We start from the raw sequence: 14,643 nt of genomic DNA on the forward strand, positions 1-14,643 counted from the left end.
AAACACCGAATTTTATTAGAAACTTTTAATTTTATTAATTGTGTTAAATAAAATTAACATTAAAAATTATTTTTAACACAACATTAGCGTCAACCAAAAAATTATAGATTATGATGTACACAAATTTAGAACTTATCAGAACTCCACAAGGAGTAGAGGTTGAAGGAAATTCACTATGGATGTTCAATCAGCATTTAAATTTAATGGTATTAATCACTAATGAATCGATAAAAATTAAACCTTCTATGTCTTTTCAACGATTTAGAAAAAATTAAGTAATATATCCTTAAAACCGCTAAATAAGCGGTTTTTTTATTTCTAAAATTCTTAATCATTTTTATTTATTCATTTATTGTGAAATAATATATCATCTTATTCTACCTTGTAAATAATTCAGTTCTAATTATTATAAAAATTAATTATACTTTATAGATTTTATAGATTTGATTTATAATTATAGCCGATTTAGTTTTGCTCTGTCTTAAAATGATAAATAAAGAATAAAACTATAATTATGATCAAAAGAAGTTTAGTATTAAGTTTAGCATTTCTTTCTACGATTGGATTTGCACAACAATTAACGACAAACACAGGTGCACCAGTTGGAGATAATCAAAATTCTAAAACAATCGGAAATAACGGACAAGTTTTGCTAGAAGACATTCATTTAATTGAAAAATTAGCAGCATTTGATCGTGAACGTATTCCAGAACGTGTTGTTCATGCGCGTGGAGCTGGAGCTTTCGGAGAATTTATTGCTGATAAAGATTTTTCTGATGTAACAATGGCTGATTTCTTGTCAACAGCTGGTAAAAAAACGCCATTATTTGTACGTTTTTCTACTGTAACGCATCAACAAGGTTCGCCAGAAACTTATCGTGATCCACGTGGATTTGCAGTGAAATTTTATACAGAACAAGGAAATTACGATTTAGTTGGAAACAACTTACCTGTTTTCTTTATTCGCGATGCGATCAAATTCCCAGATATGGTACATGCTTTCAAACCATCTCCTGTAACAAATGGTGCATCTGATCCAAATCGTGTATTTGATTTCTTCTCTAATTTGCCAGAATCTACGCATATGTTAACGTGGTTGTTTTCAGATTACGGAATTCCTGCAAATTTCCGTCAAATGGAAGGAAATGGTGTACATGCTTACAAATGGGTAAATTCAAAAGGTGAAGTAACTTATGTGAAATATAAATGGGTTCCTCAACAAGAAACGAAAAATTTAACGCAAGAAGAAGCAGATAAAATTCAATCGACTGCAATTGAGCATGCAACATTAGATTTACGTAATGAAATTGAAAAAGGAAACTTTCCGAAATGGGATTTATATGTTCAATTATTGAAACGAGAAGATTTTGATAAATTAGATTTCAATCCTGTTGATGTAACGAAAATTTGGCCAGAATCTGTTGCAAAATTAGTTAAAGTTGGAACAATGACATTGAATGAAAATCCAACGAATTATTTTCAACAAGTTGAGCAAGCAGCATTCGCTCCAGCCACTTTGGTTCCAGGAATTGAAGCTTCTGAAGATAAATTGTTACAAGGTCGTTTGTTCTCTTATTTTGATACACAGCGTCACCGTTTAACAGGTAATTTTCAACAAATTCCTGTAAATGCTCCAAAAAACAATGTGAAAACATACAATCAAGATGGTTATATGTCGATCCGAGAGCAAAAAGGTGATGTAAATTATCAACCTTCAACTAATCTTCCTGAGGTTGTAGATAATGCAAAATTCAAGTATTCAAAATCTGTTTTTCCTGCGGGAGCAACAACAACTCAGCACGTCATTGATAAAGAAAATAACTTTGTGCAAGCTGGAGATTTGTACAAATCATTCTCTAAAAAAGATCAAGATAACTTAATCAAAAATTTATCAGGAGCTTTGAATGCGGTTAAAAATAAAGTAATTGTTCATAAAATGATTGCACATTTTTACCAAGCAAATACAGAATATGGAACACGTTTGATGAAGGCTACAAATAGTTCTATGAACGATGTAAAACAATATTTACCAAAATAATTTCTATTGGATTGGAGTCGATTGAGTTCGACTCCATGACTTTCATAAAATCAATATTATCATGAAAAAGTATATATTTTTAGCCTTATTTCTATTCAGTTTTTCTTCAATTTATGCACAAGATTTGTTTAGTGCGGCGAGAGAAAATAATGTGAAGCAAATAGAAGAATTAATTTCGAATGGAAAGCATGTAGATGAAGCAAATCAACGCGGATTCACACCTTTAATTTTAGCGATTTATAACAATAGTTCAGTCGCTGCAAAAGTATTATTATCAAAAGGAGCAAATCCTAATGCGCAAGATTTATCTGGAAATAATGCGTTGATGGGCGCAGCTTTTAGAGGATTTCCTGAAATGGCAAATTTATTAATTTCGAATAAAGCTGATGTCAATCAAGTGAATTTCAATGGAGCTTCTGCTTTGATTTTTGCTGTAACATTTGGTCAAAATGAAATTGCTAAGAAACTAATCGAAGCTGGAGCGGATTTAAACATTAAAGATAATAATGGTAAAACTGCTTTAGATCATGCTATTTTACAAGAAAATAAAGAAATGATCGAGTTATTATCGATCAAATAATTTTTATATTCTTAATCTAATCAAAAAGGCATTCAGAATTTTTCTGAATGGCTTTTTATTATTTTGCAATAAACACCGGAATATTAACGCGATGTCTTAATTTATTAATCGTTTCTCCAAAAATAAAATCCATAAAACCTCGGTGTCCGTGTGAACCAACAATCAACAAATCTGCTTGATTTCGTTTACAAATTTCAGCAATCGAATTGATTCGATTATTGTAACCTAGTTCAATTTTAGTTTCATTAAACAGAGGACGAATGATTTCTGCATATTGTTCTAAACGTTTCAAATCTGATAAAGATTCTTCATCATTCGAACGCTCTCCCGTATATTTCGCAGAAGCACTTTCGACAATATGAACCAAAATAATGGCAGATTCAGTAGTAGCTAATTGCGTCGCATAATTGATGACTTTTCTATCCGTTTTCGAAAAATCTAACGCAACCACAATCTTTTTGAAATGCTGATTTGAAATTTCTTCCAATGTAAACTTCTCAAATGGTTCATGAATTTCTTTTTGATTTTCTTCATTTTTCTTCAGCATAATTGGAATAAAAAATGTCAGCAATAATAAAACTAAAAGTCCGATTTCTAATGCTACAAGAAAAATGTTTAAAGTGTAAGATTCACTATTTGCCATCCACTTATTAACCTCTTCATACACCAATTGCGCATTCAGAAATGAAATAATAAAAGCGATTGTCCATGCAAAAAATTTGGTTGTTGTATTGATTGCAAAATTCCCCATTTTCGCTTTATCACTCACAAAATGAATCAACGGAATTACTGCAAAAGCCAATTGCATACTCAGAATAACTTGACTGAAAATCAATAAAGATCCAACTTCTTTTTCGCCAAAAATAAGAATAACCACAACAGCTGGAACAACGGCTAATAATCGAGTTAAAATTCTTCTCAAAACAGGATTAATACGCAAATGTAAATATCCTTCCATTACAATTTGTCCAGCTAAAGTTCCTGTAACTGTTGAACTTTGTCCAGCTAAAATTAGAGCAACTGCAAATAATTTTGGAGCCAAATCTGTTCCTAAAGTTGTACCTAATAATCTATAAGCATCACTCAGTTCAGCAACATCGTGATAGCCGTTTTTATGGAATACGGATGAAGCTAAAATTAAGATTGCAGCATTGACAAAAAAAGCTAAATTGAGAGCAATTGCACTATCCCAAAAGTTATATTTGAGTGCTTTTTTGATTGAAAAATCATCGCGTTTTATTTGCCGCGTCTGGACAAGTGCAGAATGTAAATAAAGATTATGAGGCATTACAGTTGCACCGATAATCCCAATACTGATGTACAATGCAGCGCTATTTGGAATAGACGGAATGAATCCTTTTGCAACTTCTCCAAAATCTGGTTTTGCTAAAAACATTTCTGTTAAAAAACATAAACCAATCATAGTGATTAAACCAACAATGAAAAGTTCCATTTTTCGCATTCCTAATTTTTGAAGATAAAGTAGGAGGAAAGTGTCTAGAAAACTGATTAAGACACCATAAATTAAATCAATTCCGAAAAGTAAATTTAGACCAATTGCCATTCCTAAAATCTCAGCTAAATCACAGGCTGCGATAGCAATTTCCGCTAATATATACAACACGAAATTCATTCCTTTCGGATAAGTCTCTCGGTTGCATTGTGCCAAATCTTTTCGACGAACAATTCCTAAACGTGTACATAAACTTTGTAACAACAAAGCCATAATGTTACTCATTAATAAAACCCAAATCAATGTGTAACCAAATTGACTACCACCTGCTAAATCGGTAGCCCAGTTCCCTGGATCCATGTAACCAACACTTATTAAGTAAGCTGGTCCAAAAAAACTTAAAATTTTTCGAAACTTTCCTTTTTTTATTTGAACACTTTCGTGAACATCCTCTAATGATTTTGATTGGCTTGACATTGAATGATTTTTCTAATTCAAATTTATGTAAAAATGAATAAAAAAAGCAGTAATTGTAAGAATTACTGCTTTAAGAATAGTGTATGGAAAATAATTTACACTTGCGGAGAAACAAAGGCTAGACCTATGTTTCTTCTAGTAAATTCATGAATTAATTCATCTAAAACTGTTGGATCATCTATTGTAGATGGAATTGTAAAGGATGCTCCATCTGCTATTTGAGATAATGTTTTTCGTAGTATTTTTCCGCTTCGAGTCTTTGGTAGTCTATTAACTACAATTGAAGTTTTGAAACATGCAATACCCCCAATTTCTTTGCGTAATAAAGCGACTAAATCTTTTTCTATTTCATCTTCTGACTTTGAAGCATTTTCTTTTGTAACAATTAAACCGATTGGAATTTGACCTTTCAATTCATCTTTAATTCCAACAACTGCGCATTCTGTAATATCAGGATGAGAAGAAACTAATTCTTCCATCGTTGCAGTACTTAATCGGTGACCAGCTACATTAATAATATCATCAGTACGACCAGTTATAAACACAAATCCATTTTCATCTTTATATCCACCGTCTCCTGTTAAATAATGATCAGGAACTTGTTGAAAATATCCTTTAATAAAACGATGTTCATTTCTCCATAAACTTGTCATACAACCAGGAGGAAGAGGTAATTTAATCACTATAGAACCTTCATCTCTTAAGCCATTTTCTTGTCCTTCTTCATTTACAATTTTTATATTATACCCAAAAACAGGTAATCCAGCTGCGCCAGGTTCAGGCATTATATTTTCGACTCCAGCACAAATTCCTAACATTGGCCAACCGCTTTCTGTTTGCCACCAATGATCGATAACTGGCAATTTTGAAATTTCTTTTAACCAGTAATATGTAGAAGTATCACAACGTTCTCCAGCTAAAAATAATCTCTTTAAGCTAGATGTATCGTATTTATTAAATAATTTTCCTTCTGGATCTTCTTTTCTAATCGCTCTAATTGCTGTTGGAGCTGTGAATATGTTTTTGATTTTATGTTCTTCAACCATTCTCCAAAAAGCACCCGCATCAGGAGTTTTAATTGGTTTCCCTTCATAAATAACAGTCGTAACACCATAAATTAACGGCGCATAAACGATATAAGAATGTCCAACAACCCAACCAATATCGCTTGCAGTAAGAATTGTATCACCTGGTTCTAAATCATAAAAATATTTCATCGTCGAATTTAGAGCTGTTGCATAACCTCCTGTATCACGTACGACACCTTTTGGCGTTGAAGTTGTTCCAGAAGTATACAGAATATATAATGGATGAGTACTCGGAACTTCGATAGGTTCTACAGGTTGATGTTGATACATTTCATCATAGGTATGAACGTTGTCTGCTGATAAATCATCGGTATTATTTGGTCGCTCAAAAATGATAATATTTTTTGGCTTGTAAAGAGTTAGTTCAATTGCTTCATCAATCAATGGTTTATAGTTGATTTGACGATTAATTTCTACTCCATAAGATGCAGAAATAATAACATCAGGTTGTGCGTCATCTATACGAATAGCTAATTCTGGAGAAGCAAAACCGCCAAAAACAACTGAATGTATTACACCAATTCTAGCACAAGCTAGCATTGCAACTATTGCTTCAGGAATCATTGGCATATAAATAATAGCCGTATCTCCTTTTGATAATCCTAATGATTTTAAACCACCAGCAAATCTGCTTACTTTTTCTAGTAATTCATTATAAGTTATTTTTTCAACTATTCCGGTGACAGGAGAATCATAAATTAAAGCATCTTGTTCTCCTCTTCCAGCTTTTATATTTTCTTCTAATGCTAATCGGCTTATATTTATTTTGCCATCAACAAACCAAGAGTAATATCCATTCTCATTTTGCTTAAGAATTTGTTCTGGATAAACTGACCATGCTAATTTTTGAGACTCTTTTTTCCAAAAGAGTTCAGGCTCCTCAATACTTTTTGAGTATAAAGTTTTGTAATCCATTTATATGTGTGTTGTGTGTTTATTTGTTTTGTCAATTTACTAATTGTTTTGATTTAATAAATACTATTTGATTAATTATTTCAAGACTATTGTTTAATTTGTTAAATCATTAATAATATTTAATTAAAATTATTAAATTGATAAAATACTTACTATCAATATTGTTTAAATTATTAAATTAATAGTGTATTAAATACGTCATTCATTTAAATACAATAAATAATTATAGAATATAAAATATTTTGATTTTTAAATCTCTTTCATAAATAGAAAATATTGTATATTTATTTCCTAAAAAAAAGCAGATGAACAAAGGATTGAAAGGCTTTTTAACTATTACCAAAAATTACTAAAAGATGACACCTCACGTTATAACAAACGAACAATTAGAGAAAGAAAACATCGAAATAACAAGACGTTATAAAGAGATGCTTCAAAATACATATGTCACTTTATCAGATGAAGATAAAAAGCTGATTCGTAAAGCTTTTGATTTGGCTGTTGATGCGCACAAAGATCAACGCAGAAAAACAGGTGAGCCATATATCTATCATCCGATTGCTGTTGCAAAAATAGTTGCTGACGAAATTGGGCTTGGCGCTACATCAATTTCAGCGGCTTTAATGCATGATGTAGTAGAAGATACAGAATATACTTTAGAAGATATTGAAAAACTTTTTGGCAAAAAAATCGCAAAAATTATAGATGGATTAACAAAAATTGCTGTCTTAAATAAACAAGATGTTTCGATACAATCAGAAAATTATAAAAAATTATTACTGACTTTATCTGAAGATGTGCGTGTGATTTTGATCAAAATTGCAGATCGTCTACACAATATGCGTACGCTAGAAAGTATGCGCGAGGATAAACAGTTAAAAATAGCATCTGAAACCATTTTTATTTATGCGCCTTTGGCTCACAGAATGGGATTGTATAACATCAAATCAGAATTGGAAGATTTGAGTTTGAAATATACTAAACCAGATGCATATTTTAATATTGAACATAAATTAACAGAAACAGAAGCTGAAAGAAAAAAATACATTGATGATTTCTGTAAAACTATTTCAGAAAAACTTGAAGCCGAAGGTTTAGAATTTGAGATAAAAGGTCGTTCAAAATCAATTAATTCGATTTATAGAAAAACGGTTAATCAAGGAATTCCTTTCGAAGAAGTTTTTGATTTGTTTGCGATTCGTGTAATTTATCGTTCGGATAAAAAGAATGAAAAATTCTTAGCTTGGAAAATTTATTCGTTGGTGACGGATTTATTTATTCCAAATCCAAAACGTATGCGTGACTGGATTTCTCAGCCCAAAACAACGGGTTATGAATCGCTTCACGTAACTGTTATGGGACCGCAAGCGCGTTGGGTGGAAGTACAAATTCGTTCCGAAAGAATGGACGAAGTTGCAGAAATGGGTATTGCTGCACATTATAAATACAAAGAAAATGTATCAGACGATGAAACGAAAGTAGATGAATGGATTCATCAAGTTCGTGAAATGTTAGAACAAGAAGATACAAAAGATGCTATTGAATTTATGGATAACTTTAAATTCAATTTGTATTCGAAAGAAATTTATGTTTTTACACCAAAAGGAGATTTGCATTCATTACCAAAAGGAGCAAGTTCCTTAGATTTTGCTTATTCTATTCACACCAATGTTGGTGACCATTGTTTGGGTGCAAAAGTGAATGGGAAATTATATCCGTTATCTCATCAACTACAGAGTGGAGATCAAGTAGAAATTATTACATCTACTCAACAAAAACCAAAATTAGAATGGTTAGATTATGTTGTAACAAGCAAAGCAAGAAGTAAAATAAAGGCTTCTCTTAATTCTGACAAACGTAAAGTAGCCGAAGAAGGAAAAGAAATTATTCAACGAAAATTACGACATCTAAAAGTTGATTTTAGTGAAAATACAGTTAATCAATTACAGCAATATTTTAAGTTAAGTTCAAGTCAAGATGTATTTTACAATGTTGCTATGGGAATTATTGACAACAATGGTTTACGCAAATTTGCTGAACGAAATACTGGCTTCACTGGATTGATTAACCGCTTTAGAAAATCAACATTCAATACGACTAAAAAAGAAGATATTCCTGTTGATAAAACGAAATTAGATAGTCTTGTTTTTGGGAATGATGAAGAGCGTTTAGATTATGAATTAGCAAGCTGTTGTAATCCAATTCCAGGTGACAAAGTTTATGGTTTTATCACTGTTTCTAAAGGTATAAAAGTTCATAAAGTAGACTGTCCAAACTCAGTTTCTTTACAAGCTAATTATGCCTACAGAATTATAAAAGCTAAATGGATTGATTCTTCTCAACAAGAATTTAAAGCGTTGATAGAATTACAAGGTTTGGACAGATCTGGTATGGTAAGCGATATAACATTAGTTATTTCAAAAAATAATTCACTAAATATGCATAGTATTAATTTATCTGAAGATGCAGGTATTTTTGATGGAAAAATTACAGTTTCTGTTAAGAATAAAGCCGAATTAGAAAAAATTATGTTGGAATTAAAGAACATAGAAGGAATTCAATCTGTAAAGAGAACATATAAAAATTAGATTTATTAATAAATTGTTAACTTTATTAAAATTAACAATTTATGAAAAAAATAGTATTAGCTTTTGTGTTATTTCCTGTTTTAAGTTTTTCTCAGGAAAGTATTAATGAAAAGGTGCTGAATAGAATTATTCCAAGTTCTATATCAACTTCAGAATATGAAAATAACAAACCAGCTTATTTTATTGATGGAGAAAGAGTTGATAAAATTTTAATAGAAAAACTGAATCCGTCTGATATAAAATACATCAATGTGTCTAAAGTAGACAAACAATATCCAAATGGAAAAATTGATATTGTTTCGAAAAAAGAGAAAGAATCATAAAAATAGAAAAAGTCCAACAATTAGTTGGACTTTTTTATTCGCTGAAGTTACTAACAAAGGTACAAAGTTACACAAATCTTTTTGATAATATCGCTTCATTTCTCTTGAATAATCTTGTTAATTTTACATCCCGAAAACAAACAAACTCACGATGAACAAACAAAACTATAATCCAATTGAAGAAGTACTTGAAAAAATCAACGAAAAAGGAGGTTGGGTTAATACACATTCACACTTAGACAGAGCTTATTCATTGACTTCGGACACTTTCGCGTTATCTAATTCTTACCTAAAAGAAAAATGGCATTTAGTTGATGATATGAAACGTAATTCATCTGTTGATGATATTTATTTCCGTATGGAAAAAGCAATTAATTTCATGTTAGAGCAAGGTTGTCAAGCAATTGGTTCTTTTATTGATGCAGACGAAGTAATTGAAGATCGTAGTATCCAAGCAGCTCAACGCTTAAAAGATAATTACGGAAAAGACATCGAAATGCGTTTCGCAAATCAAGTTTTAAAAGGAGTTATTGATCCAAAAGCACGCGAATGGTTTGATATGTCTTCTGATTTTGTGGATATTATTGGAGGTTTACCTGCAAAAGATTTCGGTCGAGAAGATGAACATTTAGATATATTATTATCGACTGCAAAAGCAAAGAATAAATTGGTTCATGTTCATGTCGATCAATTTAATACGGATGAAGAAAAAGAAACGGAACAGTTAGCATTGAAAACGATTGAGCATGGAATGCAAGGAAAAGTTTCTGCAGTACACTCAATTTCAGTAGCAGCTCATCCAAGAAAATATCGTTATGAATTATACGATTTAATCAAGAAAGCAGATATGCACATCGTATCTTGCCCTACTGCGTGGATTGATCATAATCGTACAGAGCGTTTAGCTCCTTCACATAATTCTGTAACTCCAGTAGACGAGATGATTCCAAGAGGGATTAATGTTGCATTTGGAACTGATAATATTAATGATATTTACAAACCCTTTTCTGATGGTCATTTATTAACGGAACTTCGTGTAATGCTAGAGTCTTGTCACTTTTATGATGTAGAACAACTTTCAAATATTGCGACTGTAAATGGCTTAAAAGCTTTAGGAATTAAAAAATAAAATGTATATTTATACAGAATTAAAATCTCGCTATAGCGAGATTTTTTTTGGAACACAAAATTAAAAACCACAAAAATTATGCGATTAAATGTACATAACGAAACAGCTCAACTACAAACAGTAGTATTGGGAAGAGCAGAATCGAACGGAAAAAATCCAACACTTGATCAAACTTTCGATGCAAAATCTTATGAAACCGTAAAAAATAATGACTATCCAAAAGAAAAAGATTTAATTGCGGAAATGTCGGAATTCGAACAAGTTTTAAAAAAATATAATGTAGAAGTCTTACGTCCAACATTAATAGAAGATTGTAATCAGGTTTTTTCTCGTGATGTTGGTTTTGTGATTGATGATCAATTCTTTATTTCAAATATTATTCCTGATCGTTTAGAAGAGCTACAAGCTTATAGAGAGATAAAAAATCAATTTAAAGGAAACAAAATCAATTCATTACCAGAAGAAGTTTATGTTGAAGGTGGTGATGTTATTTTATATAATGATTATATTTTTGTTGGTACTTACAAACAACCAGATTTTAAAAATTATAAAACTGGTCGAACAAATGTTGAATTTATAGATTATATTAAAGAAAAGTTTCCAAATAAAAAAGTATTAGATTTTGAATTGAAAAAGAATGATCAAGATCCATATAAAGGAATTTTACATTTAGATTGTACTTTTAATCCTGTAGGAAAAGACAAAGCTATTATCTATAAAGATGGCTTTTTATTTGAGCATGAATATCAGCAAATTATCGGTATTTTTGGAAAAGAAAATTTATTCGAAGTAACAAAAGAAGAAATGTATTGGATGAATCCAAATGTATTTTCAATTTCTCCAGAAGTTGTAGTTTCAGAGAAAAATTTCACACGCTTAAATGATCATTTAGAAAATGTATGGAATATTAAAGTAGAAAGAATTAATTACCGAGAAGTTTCTAAAATGGGAGGATTATTAAGATGTTCTACAATGCCTTTAATCAGAAAATAAAATGAAACAAAAACAATATACGTCAACTATTTTAATGGTTGAACCAACAGCTTTTTATTACAATCCAGAAACGGCTGTTAATAATTATTTCCAAACAAAAACAACAGATTCTCAAGAAAGTATTCAGAAAGAAGCATTGGAAGAATTTCAAGGAATGGTTTCTGCTTTGCGTTCGAAAGGTGTAAATGTTATCACGATAAAAGATACTGCTTCGCCACATACACCAGATTCTATTTTTCCGAACAATTGGATTTCTTTTCACGATAACGGAAATGTAGTATTGTATCCGATGTTTGCAAAAAATAGGAGAGAAGAGCGTCGCGAAGAAGACGTATTGAGTTTGTTGGAAGAAAAAGGTTTTCATATTGATGATGTGATTGATTTTACATCCGCAGAAGAAGACGAAATTTTCTTGGAAGGAACTGGAAGTATTATTCTTGATCGCGAAAATGAATTGGCTTTTGCATGTATTTCTCAACGTACTGACGAAGATTTATTGGTTGAATTTTGTGAGGAATTAGAATATACACCTGTAATTTTCCATGCCAATCAAACAGTAAATGGAGAACGAAAACCTATTTATCATACAAATGTAATGATGTGTATAGCAGATAAATACGCGATCATATGCTTAGATTCTATCGATGATAAAAAAGAAAAGAAAGCGGTTTGTGAGTATTTGTTAGAAGCTGGAAAAGAAATTATTGCAATTACAGAAGCGCAAATGCATCAATTTGCTGGGAATATGTTGCAAGTTGGCGGTTTAGGGCAATCATATTTAGTGATGTCGCAAACGGCTTATAATTCGCTTAATCAAGAACAAATTTCTAAAATTGAGGCTTATAACCCAATTTTACCTGTTAAGATAGATTTGATTGAAAAATTAGGTGGAGGAAGTGCTCGCTGTATGATGGCAGAAGTTTTCTTACCAAAGAAATAAAAAATACACAAAAGGCTACGAATTTCGTAGCCTTTTTAGTTATATTCTGTCAAGTGTTTCCAAAAACGTTTAGGCATCATTTGGATTTGTAACTTCGAATTTTTTCTTGCTTCGATTGTTGTTGAATTAAAATAAGATTTCCATAATTCTTGGTACAAATTCTCATTTACATCAATGTATTCAGTTAGCGTAGTTGAAGATTTTGGTACGAAATTTAATTGTATTTGCTCAACATTCCCAGAAGATTTTTCATAATAAATTCCATATTTTCGAATCGTGTCATAAATAATCCAATTCTGATCCGCATATCTTTTTCTGAAATGATTAATAATTAAAGGTAAAACATTATATTTTGGATCAGTTTTCGCAAAAAATAAATCTTGATTAATCTTTTCAAACCGGATAAATGCTTCATGATGATGCTTTTCTCGATGAACCGCTCGATACATTTTCATGACATAAAAAACATAATCATTTCCATAATTTAATTGAACTGTTGGTGTTTCATTTATAACTAAACAACAATAATAGAACAGCTTTTCGTAGGCTTCAGCTTCTTCTGACAAGAAAACAGCTTGTACAGCTTTGTAACTGGTTTTATTTAGTTTGTCTTTCAGTTTTTTATGTACTCTTTTTGCTTTTGTTTCATCTGTAATCACAGTGTAAACTTCATCAAACATCGATGGTAAAAAATCTCTTTCTGAAACTACTTTTGTTTGCTTCGGTTTTCTGACATAATAATCAAAAATCAGCGTTAAAAAACCTTCAAAACTATTATCAAAAACATAAATTTCCATTAGTCAAAAAGATTTAATTGATTTGGTTGATTTTTAAGATATTTACTTTTACTAAAACTCAAAATTCGGTTTTTAATTTGCGAACCAAGCAAATCTTTTTGTTGAAATTGATCATCTGCACAAATCATGAAAAATTTTGCTCTATTATATGCAATTCCAAGACGTTTTAATTGATAAGAATATATTTTCCCAAACTTTCGAGCTGTAACAATTTTCTTCGCAGATTGAACACCAATTCCTGGAATTCGTAGAATTAAATGATAATCGGCTGTATTAATATCAATCGGATAAAGATGTAAATTTCGTAAAGCATAACTCAATTTTGGATCGATATCAGTATCCAAATGAGGATTTTGTTTATTAAGAATCTCTGTAACATCAAATTGATAAAAACGTATTAACCAATCTGTTTGATACAGTCTATTCTCTCGTAATAAAGGTGGTTGAGTTCCGATAGACGGCAACATATTATCATTGTGATTAATTGGAATAAAACCTGAATAATACACACGCTTCAACTGGAAATCATTGTAATATTGATTTGCTGTATACATAATTTGCATATCATTTTCGGGCGTTGCTCCAATCACCATTTGTGTAGATTGCCCAGCAGGAACAAAGGTTGGAGTAGATTTGACTAATTTCCGTTCAGCATTAAACTCAACTCGTTGTTGATGAATAAATCCTAAAGGTTTTTTTACATCTTCGTGTGATTTTTCTGGTGCAACTAATTTAAGTCCTTCTTCTGTTGGCATTTCGAGATTTATGGACATTCGATCAGCATACAAACCAGCTTCTTTCAATAATTCATCACTCGCTCCAGGAATCGTTTTGAGATGAATATATCCATTAAAATTCTCTTCAAGACGTAACTTTTTCGCAATCAAAAGCAAGCGTTCCATCGTGAAATCAGCATTTTTGAAAATTCCAGAACTTAAGAATAAACCTTCAATATAATTTCGACGATAAAAATTAATCGTTAAATCAACCACTTCTTGCACTGTAAAAGCAGCACGTTTTACATCATTACTTTTTCGAGAAACGCAAAAAGCACAATCATAAATACAATGATTCGTCAATAGAATTTTGAGTAAAGAAACGCATCGACCATCTTCTGTAAACGAATGACAAATGCCCGACATAGATGCATTTCCTAAACCTTTGTTTTGATTTTGTCTTTTACTTCCGCTCGATGAACACGAGACATCATACTTCGCTGCATCTGCTAAGATGCTCAACTTTTCATTAATTCGATCAAAATTCATTCTATTTTGCTTTATGCAAAAAGAATTCTTTTAAAAGTCAAACAATGTCGCTGAAAA

Annotated in this window: 12 protein-coding genes; 8 read left to right on the forward strand and 4 right to left on the reverse strand. The window is 31.1% G+C overall.

Annotated elements, in window-relative coordinates; all coding sequences use genetic code 11:
* Positions 1-110: 110 nt before the first annotated feature.
* From E4J94_RS17610 to E4J94_RS10625, 3 genes are all read left to right on the forward strand, one after another.
* Positions 111-275, forward strand: coding sequence for a hypothetical protein (locus E4J94_RS17610; RefSeq protein WP_168801860.1), 165 nt, complete (start codon positions 111-113; stop codon positions 273-275).
* A 239-nt stretch (positions 276-514) separates the two neighbouring features.
* Positions 515-2,038, forward strand: a complete 1,524-nt coding sequence (locus tag E4J94_RS10620) for a catalase (RefSeq protein WP_135835787.1) — start codon at positions 515-517, stop codon at positions 2,036-2,038.
* Positions 2,039-2,099: 61 nt separating this feature from the next.
* Positions 2,100-2,618 (forward strand): ankyrin repeat domain-containing protein, encoded by a 519-nt coding sequence (locus E4J94_RS10625; RefSeq protein WP_135835788.1) that lies wholly within the window; start codon positions 2,100-2,102, stop codon positions 2,616-2,618.
* A gap of 58 nt (positions 2,619-2,676) precedes the next feature.
* On the opposite strand, the gene E4J94_RS10630 is transcribed toward E4J94_RS10625, so the two are convergent.
* Both E4J94_RS10630 and E4J94_RS10635 read right to left on the reverse strand, forming a co-directional pair.
* Positions 2,677-4,548, reverse strand: coding sequence for an Nramp family divalent metal transporter (locus E4J94_RS10630; RefSeq protein WP_135835789.1), 1,872 nt, complete (start codon positions 4,546-4,548; stop codon positions 2,677-2,679).
* Between the two features lie 95 nt (positions 4,549-4,643).
* A complete protein-coding gene (locus E4J94_RS10635; RefSeq protein ID WP_135835790.1) occupies positions 4,644-6,551 on the reverse strand; it encodes an AMP-binding protein in 1,908 nt (635 codons plus the stop codon).
* Between the two features lie 356 nt (positions 6,552-6,907).
* Between E4J94_RS10635 and E4J94_RS10640 the strand changes: the two genes are divergently transcribed.
* The 5 genes from E4J94_RS10640 to ctlX all read left to right on the forward strand — a co-directional run bounded on the left by E4J94_RS10640 (position 6,908) and on the right by ctlX (position 12,524).
* The gene (locus tag E4J94_RS10640; protein WP_135835791.1) at positions 6,908-9,139 is read left to right on the forward strand and encodes a RelA/SpoT family protein; all 2,232 of its coding nucleotides are present in this window, start codon (positions 6,908-6,910) and stop codon (positions 9,137-9,139) included.
* Between the two features lie 41 nt (positions 9,140-9,180).
* Positions 9,181-9,462: a hypothetical protein gene (locus E4J94_RS10645; protein ID WP_135835792.1), complete on the forward strand. Its 282-nt coding sequence runs from the start codon at positions 9,181-9,183 to the stop codon at positions 9,460-9,462.
* A 151-nt stretch (positions 9,463-9,613) separates the two neighbouring features.
* Positions 9,614-10,591, forward strand: a complete 978-nt coding sequence (locus E4J94_RS10650) for an amidohydrolase family protein (RefSeq protein ID WP_135835793.1) — start codon at positions 9,614-9,616, stop codon at positions 10,589-10,591.
* A gap of 78 nt (positions 10,592-10,669) precedes the next feature.
* Positions 10,670-11,584 (forward strand): dimethylarginine dimethylaminohydrolase family protein, encoded by a 915-nt coding sequence (locus tag E4J94_RS10655; protein ID WP_135835794.1) that lies wholly within the window; start codon positions 10,670-10,672, stop codon positions 11,582-11,584.
* Position 11,585: 1 nt separating this feature from the next.
* A complete protein-coding gene (ctlX, locus tag E4J94_RS10660) occupies positions 11,586-12,524 on the forward strand; it encodes a citrulline utilization hydrolase CtlX (RefSeq protein ID WP_135835795.1) in 939 nt (312 codons plus the stop codon).
* Positions 12,525-12,559: 35 nt separating this feature from the next.
* On the opposite strand, the gene E4J94_RS10665 is transcribed toward ctlX, so the two are convergent.
* On the reverse strand, positions 12,560-13,321 hold the full coding sequence (locus tag E4J94_RS10665; RefSeq protein WP_135835796.1) for a TIGR03915 family putative DNA repair protein: 762 nt from the start codon (positions 13,319-13,321) through the stop codon (positions 12,560-12,562).
* Positions 13,321-14,586 carry a putative DNA modification/repair radical SAM protein gene (locus E4J94_RS10670; protein WP_135835797.1) on the reverse strand — a complete coding sequence of 422 codons (1,266 nt, stop codon included), beginning with the start codon at positions 14,584-14,586 and terminating at the stop codon, positions 13,321-13,323. The genes E4J94_RS10665 and E4J94_RS10670 overlap by 1 nt, the downstream gene beginning before the upstream one ends.
* Positions 14,587-14,643 lie beyond the last annotated feature (57 nt).

The sequence above is a fragment of the Empedobacter tilapiae genome (genome assembly GCF_004785645.1).
Classification (GTDB): domain Bacteria; phylum Bacteroidota; class Bacteroidia; order Flavobacteriales; family Weeksellaceae; genus Empedobacter; species Empedobacter tilapiae.

What these genes read in the sequence shown, in the direction of transcription:
- E4J94_RS17610 (WP_168801860.1), top strand. Translation starts at nt 111, where the DNA reads ATGATGTACACAAATTTAGAACTTATCAGAACTCCACAAGGAGTAGAG.
- E4J94_RS10620 (WP_135835787.1), top strand. Translation starts at nt 515, where the DNA reads ATGATCAAAAGAAGTTTAGTATTAAGTTTAGCATTTCTTTCTACGATT.
- E4J94_RS10625 (WP_135835788.1), top strand. Translation starts at nt 2,100, where the DNA reads ATGAAAAAGTATATATTTTTAGCCTTATTTCTATTCAGTTTTTCTTCA.
- E4J94_RS10630 (WP_135835789.1), bottom strand. Translation starts at nt 4,548, where the DNA reads ATGTCAAGCCAATCAAAATCATTAGAGGATGTTCACGAAAGTGTTCAA.
- E4J94_RS10635 (WP_135835790.1), bottom strand. Translation starts at nt 6,551, where the DNA reads ATGGATTACAAAACTTTATACTCAAAAAGTATTGAGGAGCCTGAACTC.
- E4J94_RS10640 (WP_135835791.1), top strand. Translation starts at nt 6,908, where the DNA reads ATGACACCTCACGTTATAACAAACGAACAATTAGAGAAAGAAAACATC.
- E4J94_RS10645 (WP_135835792.1), top strand. Translation starts at nt 9,181, where the DNA reads ATGAAAAAAATAGTATTAGCTTTTGTGTTATTTCCTGTTTTAAGTTTT.
- E4J94_RS10650 (WP_135835793.1), top strand. Translation starts at nt 9,614, where the DNA reads ATGAACAAACAAAACTATAATCCAATTGAAGAAGTACTTGAAAAAATC.
- E4J94_RS10655 (WP_135835794.1), top strand. Translation starts at nt 10,670, where the DNA reads ATGCGATTAAATGTACATAACGAAACAGCTCAACTACAAACAGTAGTA.
- ctlX (WP_135835795.1), top strand. Translation starts at nt 11,586, where the DNA reads ATGAAACAAAAACAATATACGTCAACTATTTTAATGGTTGAACCAACA.
- E4J94_RS10665 (WP_135835796.1), bottom strand. Translation starts at nt 13,321, where the DNA reads ATGGAAATTTATGTTTTTGATAATAGTTTTGAAGGTTTTTTAACGCTG.
- E4J94_RS10670 (WP_135835797.1), bottom strand. Translation starts at nt 14,586, where the DNA reads ATGAATTTTGATCGAATTAATGAAAAGTTGAGCATCTTAGCAGATGCA.